We start from the raw sequence: 15,010 nt of genomic DNA on the forward strand, positions 1-15,010 counted from the left end.
CGCATAAAGCGCTCACAAACTGCATAGTAAGACCGAGAGTTCAATTCCATGACTGACAGCGTCGCCGGCATCTCCGGAATGATCATAGAAAAGCTGCTTGCCAACCCGAAAGTGCCGCGGGACATCAATGGCAACAGCAAGATCGTCGAAGATCTGGCTTTTGACAGCCTCGCCGTCATGAACTTCGTCATGGAAATCGAAGATGAGCTGGACGTGTCTGTCCCGCTCGACAAACTAGCAGATATCCGCACCATCAATGATCTGGCTGCCTGCCTTCATACACTGAAGGCAAGCCACGCGTGATTGACATCTTTGCAAAACATGCCGCCCTCCGGGCGGCCTATGAAGGATTGACGGCAGTTTCGCCACGCAATCCGTTCGAGGTCGTGATTGAACGCCCGCTCTCAGCCACGGTTGGTCTGATCGAGGGGCGCGAGACGCTTCTGTTCGGAACTAACAATTATCTGGGCCTCAGCCAGTCAGGACACGCAGCGGAAGCCGCGATTGAGACAGCCCGCACAATGGGCGTCGGCACAACGGGCTCCCGAATTGCCAACGGCACTTTCGGCCTGCATCGCAAGCTGGAAGAGCGCCTCGCCTCTTTCTTCGGCCGCAAGCACTGCATGGTGTTTTCTACGGGATATCAGGCCAACCTCGGCACAATTTCCGCGCTGGTCAACAAGGACGATGTGCTGCTTCTGGATGCAGACAGCCATGCCAGCATTTATGACGGTGCAAAACTGTCTGGTGCGCAGGTCATCCGCTTCCGACACAATGACCCGGCCGATCTTGAGAAGCGCCTTGCACGCCTGAGCGATCATCCTGGCGCCAAGCTGATCATCGCAGAAGGCATCTATTCCATGACGGGAAACGTTGCCCCGCTGGACAAGTTTGTCGAAATCAAGAAGCGCCATGGCGCCTACCTGATGGCTGATGAAGCACATTCCTTTGGTGTGCTGGGTGAACACGGTCGCGGCGTTGCGGAACTCCAGGGCTGTGAAGACGGCATCGACTTCGTAGTCGGAACCTTCTCAAAGTCGCTCGGAACAGTGGGCGGCTATTGCGTCACGGATCATGATGGCGTTGATCTGATGCGCCTCTGCTCTCGCCCGTATATGTTCACAGCCTCCCTCCCCCCGGAGATCATCGCGGCAACGCTGGCTGCTCTTGATGATATGGTTGCACATCCAGAACTTCGCACCCGCCTCCAGGACAATGCCGCACGTCTTCATGCCGGGTTGAAGGCCGCAGGCCTACAGACTGGCGAACATGTTTCGCCGGTGGTTGCCGTGACGCTTGAAACGGTGCCTCAGGCTGTCGGGTTCTGGAATGCCCTTTTGGAGAATGGCGTTTACGTTAATCTGTCTCTCCCGCCCGCAACACCTGACAACCGTCCGCTGTTGCGCTGCTCGGTTATGGCTGCTCACAGCCCTGAAGAAATTGATCAGGCAACCGCCGTCTTCAAGCAGGTTGCCGAGCATTTCCGAGACTGAGTACGGCGTCGCTTAAAACGCAAAAAGGGGACGGTTCCAGACAGTCCCCTTTTTTTATGGGCTTTATCCTGAACAATAACGTCAGGCGGCTTTGCGCAAACGCTTCATACGCAAAAGCAACGCAGGCAAAGTAAGCAAAGGATGTCGCCGCTCAAAATCAGAGAGGGCTAGATCAAGCCCTGTATGACGCTGGATTTTCCACGCCAGATAAGACGCACCGTTTTCAAAAGTAAACGCAGCTTTCACAAGCCGAGCAACGTTTCGAGGCTTGCCTGACGTCCCAACAAGCGCCCAGCGCCGTGCTGCCCGTTTGCGCAAAGTCGGCGACACAGCCGGCTCAAGCATTTCGCCCACTGCAGAATAACCAAGATGCGCTCGCGCCCATCCCAGGGTCAGCATGCTACTGAACCGCACCTCTTGGCCAGCAAGCAAACTATTGCCGCGCCCCTTTTTCTCAACACGCAATTCTGAGGCGTAAGTATGAGCAAAAAGGGTCCGCCAGTATTCAAGCGCCGTCATGTGCGGCGCACCCAGGAGGGCAGCCCAGCAGGACGCAGTCGTTACACACCGCGCCAGCAAGTCCAGCAACATATCCGCTGCATGCTCGTCTCGAACCCACACCAGACGTACAGGCTGACAGAACCGAGCCCATAGTGTCGTATCGAGCGCGCCAAGTGACGTACGGTCTTCGAACTGCTCCCGCGACAATACCGCAATCTTTGCGCGCAACGTGCGATGACCGTCTTTGAACTCTGCGTAACGGACATTCGGGGGAAGAATCAGGTTGCCGGTCCGAGCGACCATACTGCCCGTAAAATCCTTTGAGCTTTCCGTCACGATATAAAAATCGAGAATCCCGTCCGGGTCTGCTGCGCGCAGCACCGAACCATAAAACAGAACACCCAGAGGCGGACGTGGGAAAGCACGAGCCAAAGCATCGGCGAAAGCTACAGTGCCCTCATCAACCGGCGTTGTCAGCTCTTCAATCAGGAGTTTTTCAAGGACATCAGGCATGGAGGAAACGGAAGGCTGGCCCACGTTCAAGGCGAATACGTCCACTCTCTGAGGGCGTAAAAACTTCCCCGTCGAGGACAAAGTCACTTCTTGTTTCAAGCATCATGTCGTCCGTTCGGCCACTCACATAGTCAGGATGCCGCCGCAACCAGCGGGGCGCACGTCCACACAGAAGCGCAGCCGTCGCACGGGCAAGGTTTTCCGGATAGGCGCTGACATCAAGATATCGCAGACCTTCCACATTCGGTTCCGCATCCCAGAATGGCCAGATTCCATGGGAAAGCCGTGACAGGCCCGTTGAAAGGAACATGAAGCTGTTCCCGTCATAAGCATGACCAGACGTTTCAACCCGTAAAGGCTCGCCCGCCAGCCAACTCTTGCGGCTTTTCCGGAACAGCAGACTGATAACTGTGCTGAACAGCGTGAAACCCACTGCCAGATCATGCGGAGCAAACCGCACGACGGTCGGAGAATGTGCGGTACGGACAGCTCTCGCGTAGCCCGTACACCCCCCGAACAATCCCAGAACCGGCTTACGATCGGTATCTGGCCAGGACAGGCAGATAGGCGTGCGAGTACTTGATCGCATGGCAGCTCCCTGCTCCAGGCGGTCAATGGCTTCCATTCCCCTCAATCCAAATCCGACATCACCCGCAATGAGGTTGGTGTTCCCCGAGGCAATGACAGCGATGTCAGGAAGACGATCAGCGGGATACGCGCGGGCGATAGCTGTCAGCGCTGCGCTAATGGTTCCATCTCCGCCATCAATAGCGATGGTTCGGACTCCCTGCCTGCAAAGGTGATGAACATGCTCTGTCATTCCTTCACGGCTGTCTGATGGAACGAAATTCTCTCCGAGAAGCGCCTTGGCCTCCGTAGCGAATACGGAACCGCCGCGCCGGTTCTTACGGCTGCGAGCATTATGAATAAGGGCAAATCGCACTATAGGGGGAATTCTTCGTTTTTGTTCGGAGCTATGCGGGCGGGTCTAGCACGGCTATGATGTTTCGGCCAGAATGCGAGCTTCCCCTTCCGGCAGAAAGACTGACAAGGCTTCATTTCCTCCATGCCCCATGATCTTCCCGCAGAAACGTCTTCTCAGCGGGAGACGTGCGCCGTCGTTCTGGCCCATCTCTCGGACCCTCACCTCCCACCTCCTCCGGTTCGTTGGTGGGAAGCTCTGAACAAGCGGGCTCTCAGTCTCATTTCGTGGAAAAAGCACCGTCGGCACGTTCACCTGGCGGCTACATGCGCGGAAATTGTACAGGATATTGCCAGAGCCAACGTCGATGCCATTCTTGTCAGCGGAGACCTGACAAACTTCGGTACGCCGGCAGAGTTTGCCCTCGCTGCCGAATGGCTAGGAAAGCTCCCAGCGCAGGCATTGGTCATTCCGGGCAATCATGATTGCATGATCCGTCAGTCCCCTGAAAAGGGGATCCTGCAATGGGAAAAATGGTCCGCAGCGACTTACCCGTACGCACGCATCCACAACGGCGTTGCCATTATCGGTGTGAACTCCGGCATCCCCACCCCACCATTCATGGCTTATGGCCGGGTTGGCCACAAACAGCTCGCCCGACTGGAAGCTCTGCTGACCCAGTTAGGCGATGCCGGACTCTGTCGTGTTGTCATGATCCATCACCCACCCCGTAAAGGACTGGTGCCATGGCGGAAGTCGCTGCTCGATCATCCCGCCGTGGCAAAGCTTCTTCAGAGAACCGGCGCTGAAATTGTTCTCCATGGGCACTCCCATGACGCGACCCTGACCCACATTGCCGGAACCGAAATACCGCTTCTTGGGGTCGCATCCGCATCCCTGACAGACAAACGTGCTCATCGACAGGCCTGCTGGAATCATCTGACCATTCGCCCCAGAAAAAGCGGTTGGACGATTGATCTTGCCCGACACCGGCCGGATGGGAGCATTACGGAGCAGGCCTCCTGGTTCCGCCCGCAAGGTACGCAGGCATGAAGCAACGCGCCTCCATTCTGGACAGATATCTGCTGTGGCAGATGATGCCACCGTTCGTTATCGCCCTCTTTGCGATGCTCGTGGCGCTCCTTCTGGAACGTCTGCTCGTCCTGTTCGATTATCTGGCCTCAGCCGGAAGCTCCCTTGCGACCTGCATCGCGCTGCTGACAGACCTTCTGCCGCATTATTTCGGGATCGCTCTTCCTGCCGCTCTCTGCATCTCGGTCTTTCTCACCATCCATGGAATGAGCGACAATAACGAGATCGACGCACTCCAGGCTGGGCGTGTGTCTCTGCTGCGGATCAGTCGGCCCTTCATGATCGTTGGTCTGCTGCTGGGGGCCGTGAGTGTGCTGCTCTACGGCTATATCCAGCCGGTTGCACGATATGATTACCGGGCAGGCTTCTATTTCGCGGCTCATACAGGCTGGGCACCGCATCTTCAGGCAGGAATGTTCGCGTCCACGTCTGATACGGCAGTGATGACGGCAGACAGCGTCAGTCACGGCGGCACCCACATGAGGCGTGTCTTCATCCGGGAAGTGAACAAGAATGGTCTTGCTCACATCATCACCGCGCGCCGCGGTATGCTCACAATTTCAGACAAAACCCGCAGCACCCAGATGGATCTCTGGGACGGTGAAATCGTCGACGATCCCTTCCCCGGAGCTGCTAATCACAAACCGACGGTCACGCATTTCTCGCATGTCGTTCGCGTCATTGATCATCCTGCAAAAGAGACGACCTTTCGCTCTCGTGGAATTGACGAACGGGAACTGACACTTTTCGAGCTCGCACATGACCTTCGTTATGGCGTACCCGGCATCGAATATCGGACGCTTCGTGCAGAAATCGATTTCCGCATCGCGCATGCCCTTGCCATTCCGTTTATCCCTCCCCTGGCCGTGGCACTGGCCATTGGCTCAAGACGGAGAAAGTCCGTGTGGGGATTGATTGCGGTTTCGGGCATTCTTGTCGGGTTTGATCAGATGCTGATGTTTGGACATAGCCTGGCTGCGACGGGCCGCCTTCCCATCTGGCTTGCCATCTGGGTGCCGGAAGCGCTCTTCTGCATTGGCTGTCCCGCCACTCTGCTGCGCCGGTCGCGCGGTTCCTGGAAACGCCGCAAACTGGTTCGCCCATCATGACCGCCCACGCACCACACTATGTTCTGTATCGTTATCTGAACCGTGCACTTCTGGGGCGCTTCATGCTCTGTGGTGGCGTGCTGGTCTCGCTGCTTGAGATCCTTGCGCTCCTTGAAAAAACGACGCCCATTCTCAACCGAAATCTGGGCTTCAAGGGCATCCTGACATTTGCACTGCTGCATCTTCCTGCGCTCAGCGTCGAGATCATGCCTCTGGCATTCATGGTCGGAGCATTGTTCCTCCTGATGCAGATGACGCTGTCATCCGAAATGTCCGCCCTTCGTGCAGCCGGACTTTCCACGATCAATCTTTACAAGCGCTTTCTACCTGCCATCCTGATTGTGGGTTTCACCGGAACAGCCATGCAATACTGGCTCATCCCCCCTTGCGAAAACGCGCTTGCAACATGGTGGAACAAAACGGACCCTGATGCAGCAAAACCCGACACGCCCGCAAAGCGTATTCTCTGGTTTCGTGCAGGGCCGACTCTTGTCCGGATTGGCCAGTTTGCGCACGGTGGGGCGTTCCTGCGGGATGTTACTATTTATCACCGGGACCCGGGTGGCCTTCTGACAGGGACCGAGCACGCCGCGACCCTGACGTATGACGGCAAGGACTGGCACCCGACGGGAGCGCAGGATCTTACGCTGACGGATAATGGCGCTTTTGTAAAAATCACTGGTGGTGACAATAATTTTGCCATTCCGGCGACACCATCAATGATCATGACGTTATCGGAAGATAACGCTGCCGTGACCCCAAGTCAGATCGGGGCCATCCTCCACAAAGGTGCACCTGCCAGTCTTCCCCGCGCAACGTACCGCATGGCGCTCTTCAGTGGCATTATTCTTCCGCTTCAGGTCGCAGTAATGCTTTTATTAGCGCTACCAGTGATCTATATCCCCCCTCGGGCAGGACTTCGAAACCCGCTTCCGGTCTATGTACTGGCCGCGGGAATGGGCTTCGTGATCCTGCAGGGAATGATTTCCGCACTGGGCAATGCTGGAACGCTTGCCGCGCCACTGGCGGCTTGTGCGGGCCCACTTCTGGGCGCCCTCCTTGGGCTGACCTGGGTCCTGAGGATGGAGGAAAGATGAGCAAGTTCAAACCATGGCAGAACATGTCGTCCCTCCGAACGGGGCGCAGCTTCGATCTTGGCAAGATGTCGCTGCCTCAGTTGTGGATTGCCTATCTCACCTACCCTACCATCCTTCTGTACTTCTTATTGATCGTTGCCGCAGCTTTCGGAGCACTTCACTTCTCCCATAACCTGCTGACAACGCTGATACCCGTTCCTGTCGTAATCGTGGTGTATCCACTGGCTTGGTACATGATCCATCGCTTCATCCTGCATGGACGCTGGCTATACCGGAACCACTGGACCGCTTCGCTCTGGAAGCGCATCCACTTCGATCACCATCAGGACCCCCATCTACTGGATGTGCTGTTTGGATCACCCCTGAACACCGTCCCGACCATGGGCATCATCACCATGCCAATCGGATATCTGATCTGCGGCTGGAGCGGGGCATTCTGCGCCCTGTCCACAGCCCTCGTGATGACGTGCATCTATGAATTTTTTCACTGCATCCAGCATTTGGCCTACAAGCCGCGCTGGAAGTGGGTTGCCCGGATCAAGCAACTTCATGTTCTTCATCATTTCCATGATGAAAATGGCAATTACGGGATTACAAACTACGTGCCAGACCGCTTTTTTGGCAGTTTCTACCGTGAAGCCCGTGACCGCGCACGCAGCCAGCACGTCTTCAATCTTGGCTACGATCTGGATGAAGCCAAGCGCTATCCCTGGGTCATGAACCTTACAGGCGCTCCGCCCAAAGATCGTCCTGATGGGGCACGCTCTTCCTCCGACAACAGCCGCACAGCGTGAGCCTTCCTGTTCTCGTACTTGCTGGCTCTCGTGATGGTGAGCATGATGTTCTGGCACAACTCGGGAAAGTCTCGCACAAAGCGCTTCTTCCGGTTAACGGCCAACCCATGCTGGGGCGCGTCCTGCGCGTGCTGGAAAGCATGCCTGCTCTTGGGCCCATCACGATCAGCATTGAAGCACCAGACCGTATCCGGGACATTTCCGGCCAAGCCCATGTCCTCCAATCGGCACCGTCTCCCAGCGAAAGCGTTGCTGAAGCTCTCAGCAAGGTTGGGACGCCCTGCCTGGTGACAACGGCCGATCACGCGCTGCTGCGTCCAGAATGGATTTCAGAATTTCTTGGTAAAACGGCTGGATGTGATCTTGCCGTAGGCGTCGCTCTTCGGGAGACTGTAGAGCGAGACGTCCCGACCACGAAGCGGACCTATATTCGCCTCGCGGATATGAGCTTTTCCGGATGTAATCTTTTCTGGATGGGCACACCTCAGGCTGCGGAGGTGGTCGAACTGTGGAAGCGGCTTCAAAAAGACCGCAAACGCCCCTTGAAAATGGCGCGGATACTCGGGTTCGGAACACTTCTTCGGGCACTGACAGGCCGCCTGGATTCCACCGCTCTATGCCGTCGGATCGAAGTTTTGACGGGCGCGAAAATACGTCTCGTGCCGCTTTCTGACGGTCAGGCCGCCGTAGATGTCGACAAGCCTTCTGACCTGACACTCGCTGAACAGCTTCTGGCACAACGATCTTCATGAAAATCGCCTACGTCATCAACTCGCTCGAATGCGGTGGCGCGCAGCTTCCCATTCCGGACATTGTCTCCGTTCTCCAGCAGCGAGGTGGCGAAGTCACAGTTTTCAGCCTCGAAAAGCGTGATGGACTGGCCATTCCCGTTCTGGAAAGCCACGGCATTGAGGTTCGTGTACGGTCAGGCGGCAACAAAGACCATTTAGCGGCCTGGCGCTGGCTGCGTGATGAAATGGACGCATTCCAGCCGGATCTGATCTGGACGTCCTTGACCAGAGCTACGCTCCTCGGCCAACGCGCAGCCAACAGGCTTGGTGTCCCGGCTGTCCACTGGCAGCACTCTGCCCGCCTGAAATCCGCCAATAGCTTCCTGCTCCGGCTACTCTGCCGGAAAGCGAAGCTGTGGATTGCAGATTCCCCTACGGTTGAAGATTTCGCCCGCAAAAGTCTGGGACTACGGAACCGCGTTATTTCCTGGCCAATTTTTCGGGCCAATCCTCATAGCCCCACAGCAAAGGCCTGGCGCAAAGGACAAACTGTCCGCATCGGGAGTCTTGGCCGACTGCATGCCGTCAAAGGGTATGACCTGCTTTTCGAAGCACTGGATCTGCTCCGTGATCATCCGGACCTTCCCCCCTATCGACTGTCCTTAGCCGGAGACGGCCCAGAAAAAGAAGCACTGGAGCAGATCGCCAGGGAGAAAAAACTCCCGGTCGATTTTCTTGGACATTGCGATAAGCCGTTCGAATTTCTGTCGACGCTGCATCTATATGTTCAGCCATCCCAGTGGGAGGGCATGTGTGTTGCCGCCCATGAGGCCATGGCCTGCGCGCTGCCCGTAATTGCCACGCCGGCGGGCGAAATCCCCCACACCATGGAAGACGGGCATTCCGGTCTTGTGGTCCCGTTCAACAACGCCCCGGTTCTGGCCAGTGCGATTGCTGAACTCATCATGACGCCGGGAAAGCTCAAACCCATGGGGCGCCTCTCGCGGGAACGCGTTCTGGAGCGGTTCGGCCCGACGGCGTTTCTACGTCAGGGAAATGCCGTTCTGGACCGAATTCCTGGCTTTAACCCAGCCCCAGACGACGTTTCACATTCATAAGATCCCGACGTGGGCCAATTCCAACACGCTTGACGTCAACAAGCGTCACTTGACCAGCGGCTGAGAGCGTGTGGAAACCGTCCGGAAAACGACGGCGCAGCACGGCAGGCGCATCCAGCACATCACTTGGCGTTACTTTCGGCAACCCGCGCTCAAGCCCTTCAATTTTCAGCAGACGAATGCCTTGGCCATAAGTGTCACGGCAGTCTTGCGTGGGCAGAAAGAGCTCTCCATCGACAACAACCGGCGTACCACCCGGACGCGCTCCCGCACGGTCACTCAAAAACAGTCCAAGATGTGTCCAGGGCCCCGTAAGACTATCTGCTACAGAGATGTGCAGAGCGCTTTGTCGTTCGTCTCGCGTACCTGCGGGCGTCCAGAACATCCACCAGCGCTCGGCGTAATGGAACGGCGTGGCGTCAATTGCGGCCTCTCGGAAATCAAATGCTTCGACCTTTTCCCATTCCAACGGAAAAGCTTTGGCCCGATACAGGGTCAGGCGGCCTGAAGCACTGGCCTCGGGCAGCATGTACGTCTCCCCGCCATGCTCAAAGACGTACGGGTAGGACAGATGCCAGTCCTCACACAGGACAGGCTGTTGCTGAATCAGCTTTCCCGTCCGGTCATAGACCAGAACATCAATGGTGCCTTTGGGGGCCCGATAGTCGAAGGCTTCCGCAAAAACATGCAGCTTTCCGTCCCGCCAAAGACCAAAAGGATCGGCCAGAAAACGGTGATCTCCGATATCCGGCAGGGTCGTCACCTCAAACCCGTTGAGACTACCCGCTCGGATCAGGTCCGCCAGAGGAGCATGGATAATGGCGCAACGCCAGTGGTCCGTGCGTAGAAACGGCATGCCGACTCTCCTTGAAAAACGCGAACAGGGGCAGACGTAAAGCGCAGATCCGGGCAATATGGAACCATGAGTTCGGTCCTTTCCGAGATCCCGCCTGGTTTCCCTGAACGACAGTTTGCCATCCGGCGTGCTGTTTTGGGGCTGTGTCGTGCCATGGGCTGGGCAGCAATCAACGAATTTGCTCTTCCCTCGGCCGGGCGTCGCGCAGACGTGATGGCCCTCCTGCCCGATCACAGCCTGTCCTGCATTGAGATCAAATCCGGACTCCGCGATTTCCAGACAGATCAGAAATGGCCGGATTACCGGAACTGGTCGGACAGGCTGTACTTTGCGGTGGATGATGGCTTTCCGCTGGAAGTTCTGCCTCCGGACGTTGGCATTATCACTGTCAGTCTCAGCATGGTGCCCAATAGCCTCTTCCACAGTGTGGTGGCGGAATGCGCCATCATCCGTGACCCCGTAGAACACCGGATCGCACCGGCACGCCGGCGGACAATTCTGCACCTGTTTGCCACCACGGCCGCCAGTCGCCTCATGTCTCTTGAGGATCCGGCCATCACAGCCTCCCTGCGCGCAGCACGCCGCACAGAATAGGATATGTCCATGAGTTTTGACCCTATTGCCGTCCGTCTTGAAGCCGCCCGCAGTGTGGTCCGGGACGCAGCGGCCCTCGCCCTTTCCATGCGCCCTCAGCCTGGTGGCCCGACGGGCACCCTCAAAGGCCGTCAGGACTATCTGACGGAAGCAGACGGAGCAGTTGAAGCGCTCGTCAGCCGTCGGATTCAGGAGCTCTTTCCGGAAGATGGTTTTCAGGGCGAAGAAGGCGGCCTGACGCGTGAGGGGCAGTTCCGTTGGGTCGTGGATCCGATTGATGGAACCTCCAATTTTGCACGCGGGCGAGACCGGTGGTGCGTGTCGCTGGGTCTACTTGAGGGCAATGTGCCCGTTGCTGGCGTTATTGAGGCTCCAGCCCTCAATGAAGTGTTCACTGCTCAGAAAGGCAAAGGCGCCTTCCTGAACGGAAAACCCATCAAAGCCTCCCCTATTAGCAACCCGCAGGAAGCCATGATCGAAATGGGATGGTCCTGCCGGGTGTCGACAGAACTATTTGGAAAAAAAATCGGTGCCATCATGTCTCTGGGCGCCATGCCGCGTTCAGGTGGGTCCGGAGCCCTGGCGCTGGCAGACGTCGCATGTGGCCGCAGCGATGGTTACCTGGAAATTGTGATCCAGCTTTGGGATGTGGCCGCAGCACTGATCATTCTGGAAGAAGCAGGCGCTACTGTCTCGCCGTTCCTTCAGACGGGCGGCCTGACAGGGGGAGCCACTATCCTTGCGGCTGCACCGGGCATTGCACAAATCCTGTCAAACGCCGTGAAGGTGGAAATCTGACACGACCTGTTGCCCCGCACTCGTGATTTGGCCTCATTTCACGCATAGTGCGGGACAGATCCATTTTTGCCGTTAGCAGAAGGTAAGTTTTATGACCCTGTCCGGTCTCCTGCGTTCGACCGTTCTTGCCGCCACAGGGTGTGCAACGCTCGCTGCGTGTTCTGGCACAACCACCACGACAGCAAGCGAACAGCAGATCGTTGTGGATAAAGCGACGCTGGCTGTTCAGGACCTGTTTGCAAAAACAACCTCGACATCCCGCTCACAGCAGCTTCTGGCGGAAGCCAAAGCCGTCATGGTGTGCCCGTCTGTTCTGAACATGTCTTTCGGTCTGGGAGGCTCGGGCGGTCGCTGCGTCCTCATGAGCCGCGATGCGCGTGGGTCATGGTCTGATCCCGCATTTTACCGTCTGAGCACGGGGTCTCTGGGCGTTCAGGTTGGCGTCCAGAATTCCGAGATGATTTTCTTCATCATGTCCCAGCGCGGCATTCAGGCCCTGCTGGATAGCCAGTTCAAGTTTGATGCGACAGCATCTGCATCTTTCGCCACGATCGGAACTGGTGTTGAAAGCAGCACGGCCGGAGCAAAGAATACGGACATCTATGCTGCACAGAAGGCTCAGGGCCTTTATGCGGGCGCAGCCCTTGGTGGCTCCAAGCTGACAGTGGATAGCGGCGCGAACCGCGCTTACTACAATCAGGCTGTTGGTCCTGAAGACATTATCGTGACGATGCGCGTCAACAATCCGTCTGCCGATCCGCTTCGTCGCATGATGATGAACATTGCGAAACTACCAACGGCATCCACTGCCCGCTCAACAAGCGCAACGGCTCCAGCCTCTCAGGGAAGCACGTCAACGGATATCGACCCCGTAAGCAGCAGCCCTTATCCCAGCAACTACGACACCTCGAAGCCGTACAGCACCCAAACGCGCGGCGTGCAAAGTTCATCTCTGAACCCTGTGAAGTAAGACAAAAAAAGCCCCGCACATGAAAATGCGGGGCTTTTTTTATTGTGGGACGACCGGGATTTTTTCTCGGTATGCCCGGATATTTCGGTCCTGCTCCTGAAGTGTCTCAGAGAAACTATGACCACCCTCACCCGTAGCGACGAAATATAACGCCTTACCTTCCGCTGGATGTGCCGCAGCCTCAAGAGACGTCTTGCCCGGTGAGCAGATTGGCCCCGGTGGCAGACCGGTTTCCAGGTAGGTATTGTATGGGCCAGGGACCTGAAGATCGTCATGCGTCAACGGGCGGTCTAACGTCCCCAGACCTTCGCTAAGGCCATAAATGACGCTTGGATCCGTCTGAAGGCGCATGCCAAGTTTGAGGCGGTTCAGAAAGACGCGCGCCACCATTGGACGTTCAGTCGGTACCGCTGTTTCCCGCTCGATCAGGGATGCAAGCGTCACCAGATCCTGTGGGTTCTGAATCAGGCCATCCAGAGCTTCCACATCCCGCTTGTCCCAGATGGACTGCACCTGAGCGTCCATCATGCGTTTCAGGCGATCAACCATGGATTGCCGTGCAGTACCACGAACATAGGCAATCGTCTGAGGAAGGACGCTTCCCTCCACGATTTGAGGGACGTCTCCCGTCAGGAACGGTGCTTTGCGAAGAATATCCGCAATCTTCAGCGCAGTCAGACCTTCAGGAACAGTCAACTGATGGGAGACAGGTTTACCATGCCGCAAAATTTCCAGCACGTGAGCCACAGACGCTCGTGCGGGAAACTGAAGTTCCGCCGCATGAATCTGTCCATCCCGATGCGTCAGGAAGGCTGACAGCCGGAAGAAGGCTCCCGAGGACCATGTTGGGGAAAGAATTCCGTCATCCTGAAGAGCTTTTGTAACCGTCGCATTATTACCGCGCGGAATGACAAAGGCTTTTGTTTCAGGAAGCGGACCAGGGTCAGTGTAATGACCGTACCCGGCCACCGCTGCTGCGACAAAGAGCAGCGGCGCCATAAAGATTGCCAGCTTACGGCCAGCCTTGGGGGGAAGAAGAGGTTTTCTGTTTTCTTCGCCGTCCGGCTGGCTTTCAGGCATAAATCAAAACGACTCCGCTTAGTCCTTGCAGCGCTTCAGGATAATGCTGGCATTCGTGCCGCCAAACCCGAAGCTGTTGGACAGAGCGACATCAACCTTACGCTTCTGAGCCTTCAGAGGCACACGATCGATTACGCTTTCGCGTGCCGGATTTTCAAGGTTCAGCGTGGGCGGCACGATGCCGTCACGGATGGCCTGAAGGCAGAAAATCGCCTCCACAGCACCAGCTGCGCCAAGAAGATGACCAATGGCGGACTTGGTGGATGACATCACCAGGTTCTTGGCATGGTCGCCGAAGAAACGCTCGACCGCATCCAGTTCCAGATCGTCAGCCATGGTGGAGGTACCATGCGCGTTGACGTAGTCGATATCGGATGCCTGAAGACCACTGTTCTTCAGGGCGGCCTTCATGGCACGGAACGCGCCTTCATGACCTTCAGCCGGGGCTGTGATGTGATGCGCGTCGCCGGACAGACCATAACCGCCGATTTCGCCATAAATCTTGGCACCACGCGCCTTGGCATGTTCGTACTCTTCAAGCACGACCACGCCAGCACCCTCACCCATGATGAAGCCATCACGATCCTTGTCCCACGGACGGGAGGCCTTGGTCGGATCTTCATTAGAACCGGTGGAGAGCGCACGTGCCGAGCAGAAACCGGCAATACCCAGCGAACAGATGGCAGCTTCCGCGCCACCGGCAATCATGACGTCTGCATCACCGTACTGAATCAGACGGGACGCATCGCCAATCGCATGCACGCCTGTAGCGCACGCTGTAACGACAGCGTGGTTCGGTCCCTTGAAGCCGTAACGGATCGAAAGGTGACCGGAAATGAGATTGATAAGCGCAGACGGGATGAAGAACGGTGACAGACGACGGGCCTTGCCGCTCGAAACTGTCAGGGAACCTTCATAAATCGTCTGCAGACCACCGATGCCGGAGCCGATCATCACGCCTGTGGCGCAGCGATCATCTTCGTTCTCAGGCTTCCAGCCCGAGTCCTCGACGGCCTGGATGGCAGCGGCCAGACCAAGATGGATGAAGCGATCCATTTTCTTCTGGTCTTTGACCGGCACCCAGTCAGACAGCGTGAGACCGCCTTCTTCGGTCGGTCCCTCAGGAACCTGACCAGCGACCTGCGCAGGGAGTTCGGAAGGATCAAAATGGGTAATACGCCCGATACCGGACTGCCCTTCGATCAGACGCTTCCACGTCAGTTCCGCACCCACCGCAAGTGGGCTGACAACACCGATTCCGGTAACGACGACGCGTCTTCCGTTTATTGCATTCCCGCTCATCGATGCCTCATGTCTCACGTTGTAAACGACCATACGATGC

Annotated in this window: 16 protein-coding genes; 11 read left to right on the forward strand and 5 right to left on the reverse strand. The window is 56.9% G+C overall.

Going from position 1 to position 15,010, the window contains the following annotated elements:
• Positions 1-48 precede the first annotated feature (48 nt).
• On the forward strand, positions 49-303 hold the full coding sequence (locus KP705_RS00315; protein WP_046899528.1) for an acyl carrier protein: 255 nt from the start codon (positions 49-51) through the stop codon (positions 301-303).
• Positions 300-1,493 carry a serine palmitoyltransferase gene (gene spt, locus KP705_RS00320; protein WP_215763803.1) on the forward strand — a complete coding sequence of 398 codons (1,194 nt, stop codon included), beginning with the start codon at positions 300-302 and terminating at the stop codon, positions 1,491-1,493. Before KP705_RS00315 ends, spt begins: the two co-directional genes overlap by 4 nt.
• Positions 1,494-1,574: 81 nt before the next feature.
• On the opposite strand, the gene KP705_RS00325 is transcribed toward spt, so the two are convergent.
• Together KP705_RS00325 and KP705_RS00330 are read right to left on the reverse strand one after the other, a co-directional pair.
• Positions 1,575-2,507 (reverse strand): hypothetical protein, encoded by a 933-nt coding sequence (locus KP705_RS00325; protein WP_046899843.1) that lies wholly within the window; start codon positions 2,505-2,507, stop codon positions 1,575-1,577.
• Positions 2,500-3,450 carry a diacylglycerol kinase family protein gene (locus tag KP705_RS00330; RefSeq protein ID WP_046899529.1) on the reverse strand — a complete coding sequence of 317 codons (951 nt, stop codon included), beginning with the start codon at positions 3,448-3,450 and terminating at the stop codon, positions 2,500-2,502. Before KP705_RS00330 ends, KP705_RS00325 begins: the two co-directional genes overlap by 8 nt.
• 123 nt (positions 3,451-3,573) lie before the next feature.
• On the opposite strand from KP705_RS00330, the gene KP705_RS00335 reads away from it, so the two are divergent.
• The 6 genes from KP705_RS00335 to KP705_RS00360 are packed head-to-tail and all read left to right on the forward strand — an operon-like array spanning position 3,574 to position 9,370.
• A complete protein-coding gene (locus tag KP705_RS00335) occupies positions 3,574-4,482 on the forward strand; it encodes a metallophosphoesterase (protein ID WP_046899530.1) in 909 nt (302 codons plus the stop codon).
• A complete protein-coding gene (locus KP705_RS00340) occupies positions 4,479-5,630 on the forward strand; it encodes an LptF/LptG family permease (protein WP_046899531.1) in 1,152 nt (383 codons plus the stop codon). The genes KP705_RS00335 and KP705_RS00340 overlap by 4 nt, the downstream gene beginning before the upstream one ends.
• Positions 5,627-6,727, forward strand: a complete 1,101-nt coding sequence (locus KP705_RS00345) for an LptF/LptG family permease (protein ID WP_046899532.1) — start codon at positions 5,627-5,629, stop codon at positions 6,725-6,727. The genes KP705_RS00340 and KP705_RS00345 overlap by 4 nt, the downstream gene beginning before the upstream one ends.
• On the forward strand, positions 6,724-7,521 hold the full coding sequence (locus tag KP705_RS00350) for a sterol desaturase family protein (RefSeq protein ID WP_080951376.1): 798 nt from the start codon (positions 6,724-6,726) through the stop codon (positions 7,519-7,521). The genes KP705_RS00345 and KP705_RS00350 overlap by 4 nt, the downstream gene beginning before the upstream one ends.
• A complete protein-coding gene (locus KP705_RS00355; RefSeq protein ID WP_215763804.1) occupies positions 7,518-8,273 on the forward strand; it encodes a nucleotidyltransferase family protein in 756 nt (251 codons plus the stop codon). Before KP705_RS00350 ends, KP705_RS00355 begins: the two co-directional genes overlap by 4 nt.
• Entirely contained in the window at positions 8,270-9,370 is a 1,101-nt protein-coding gene (locus KP705_RS00360; RefSeq protein ID WP_215763805.1) for a glycosyltransferase, read from the forward strand. Before KP705_RS00355 ends, KP705_RS00360 begins: the two co-directional genes overlap by 4 nt.
• On the opposite strand, the gene KP705_RS00365 is transcribed toward KP705_RS00360, so the two are convergent.
• Positions 9,336-10,226 (reverse strand): hypothetical protein, encoded by an 891-nt coding sequence (locus KP705_RS00365; RefSeq protein ID WP_215763806.1) that lies wholly within the window; start codon positions 10,224-10,226, stop codon positions 9,336-9,338. The two genes, KP705_RS00360 and KP705_RS00365, sit on opposite strands and share 35 nt — an antisense overlap.
• A 66-nt stretch (positions 10,227-10,292) precedes the next feature.
• Here KP705_RS00365 and KP705_RS00370 point away from each other — a divergent pair, with 66 nt between their 5' ends.
• The 3 genes from KP705_RS00370 to KP705_RS00380 all read left to right on the forward strand — a co-directional run bounded on the left by KP705_RS00370 (position 10,293) and on the right by KP705_RS00380 (position 12,588).
• Positions 10,293-10,820, forward strand: a complete 528-nt coding sequence (locus tag KP705_RS00370; protein WP_215763807.1) for an MmcB family DNA repair protein — start codon at positions 10,293-10,295, stop codon at positions 10,818-10,820.
• 9 nt (positions 10,821-10,829) lie between these two features.
• Positions 10,830-11,618 (forward strand): inositol monophosphatase family protein, encoded by a 789-nt coding sequence (locus KP705_RS00375; RefSeq protein WP_215763808.1) that lies wholly within the window; start codon positions 10,830-10,832, stop codon positions 11,616-11,618.
• 91 nt (positions 11,619-11,709) lie between these two features.
• Complete coding sequence (locus KP705_RS00380; RefSeq protein WP_046899537.1) at positions 11,710-12,588, forward strand: lipid-binding SYLF domain-containing protein; 879 nt, start codon at positions 11,710-11,712, stop codon at positions 12,586-12,588.
• Positions 12,589-12,627: 39 nt separating this feature from the next.
• Here KP705_RS00380 and mltG read toward each other — a convergent pair whose 3' ends face one another.
• Both mltG and fabF read right to left on the reverse strand, forming a co-directional pair.
• Positions 12,628-13,668: an endolytic transglycosylase MltG gene (gene mltG / locus KP705_RS00385; RefSeq protein ID WP_215763809.1), complete on the reverse strand. Its 1,041-nt coding sequence runs from the start codon at positions 13,666-13,668 to the stop codon at positions 12,628-12,630.
• An 18-nt stretch (positions 13,669-13,686) separates the two neighbouring features.
• Entirely contained in the window at positions 13,687-14,970 is a 1,284-nt protein-coding gene (gene fabF / locus KP705_RS00390; RefSeq protein WP_202206687.1) for a beta-ketoacyl-ACP synthase II, read from the reverse strand.
• Between the last annotated feature and the right edge of the window lie 40 nt (positions 14,971-15,010).

The sequence above is a fragment of the Gluconobacter sp. P1D12_c genome (assembly GCF_018812105.1).
GTDB classification, from domain to species: domain Bacteria; phylum Pseudomonadota; class Alphaproteobacteria; order Acetobacterales; family Acetobacteraceae; genus Gluconobacter; species Gluconobacter oxydans_A.

What these genes read in the sequence shown, in the direction of transcription:
- KP705_RS00315 (WP_046899528.1), top strand. Translation starts at nt 49, where the DNA reads ATGACTGACAGCGTCGCCGGCATCTCCGGAATGATCATAGAAAAGCTG.
- KP705_RS00325 (WP_046899843.1), bottom strand. Translation starts at nt 2,507, where the DNA reads ATGCCTGATGTCCTTGAAAAACTCCTGATTGAAGAGCTGACAACGCCG.
- KP705_RS00335 (WP_046899530.1), top strand. Translation starts at nt 3,574, where the DNA reads ATGCCCCATGATCTTCCCGCAGAAACGTCTTCTCAGCGGGAGACGTGC.
- KP705_RS00340 (WP_046899531.1), top strand. Translation starts at nt 4,479, where the DNA reads ATGAAGCAACGCGCCTCCATTCTGGACAGATATCTGCTGTGGCAGATG.
- KP705_RS00345 (WP_046899532.1), top strand. Translation starts at nt 5,627, where the DNA reads ATGACCGCCCACGCACCACACTATGTTCTGTATCGTTATCTGAACCGT.
- KP705_RS00350 (WP_080951376.1), top strand. Translation starts at nt 6,724, where the DNA reads ATGAGCAAGTTCAAACCATGGCAGAACATGTCGTCCCTCCGAACGGGG.
- KP705_RS00360 (WP_215763805.1), top strand. Translation starts at nt 8,270, where the DNA reads ATGAAAATCGCCTACGTCATCAACTCGCTCGAATGCGGTGGCGCGCAG.
- KP705_RS00365 (WP_215763806.1), bottom strand. Translation starts at nt 10,226, where the DNA reads ATGCCGTTTCTACGCACGGACCACTGGCGTTGCGCCATTATCCATGCT.
- KP705_RS00370 (WP_215763807.1), top strand. Translation starts at nt 10,293, where the DNA reads ATGAGTTCGGTCCTTTCCGAGATCCCGCCTGGTTTCCCTGAACGACAG.
- KP705_RS00375 (WP_215763808.1), top strand. Translation starts at nt 10,830, where the DNA reads ATGAGTTTTGACCCTATTGCCGTCCGTCTTGAAGCCGCCCGCAGTGTG.
- KP705_RS00380 (WP_046899537.1), top strand. Translation starts at nt 11,710, where the DNA reads ATGACCCTGTCCGGTCTCCTGCGTTCGACCGTTCTTGCCGCCACAGGG.
- mltG (WP_215763809.1), bottom strand. Translation starts at nt 13,668, where the DNA reads ATGCCTGAAAGCCAGCCGGACGGCGAAGAAAACAGAAAACCTCTTCTT.
- fabF (WP_202206687.1), bottom strand. Translation starts at nt 14,970, where the DNA reads ATGAGCGGGAATGCAATAAACGGAAGACGCGTCGTCGTTACCGGAATC.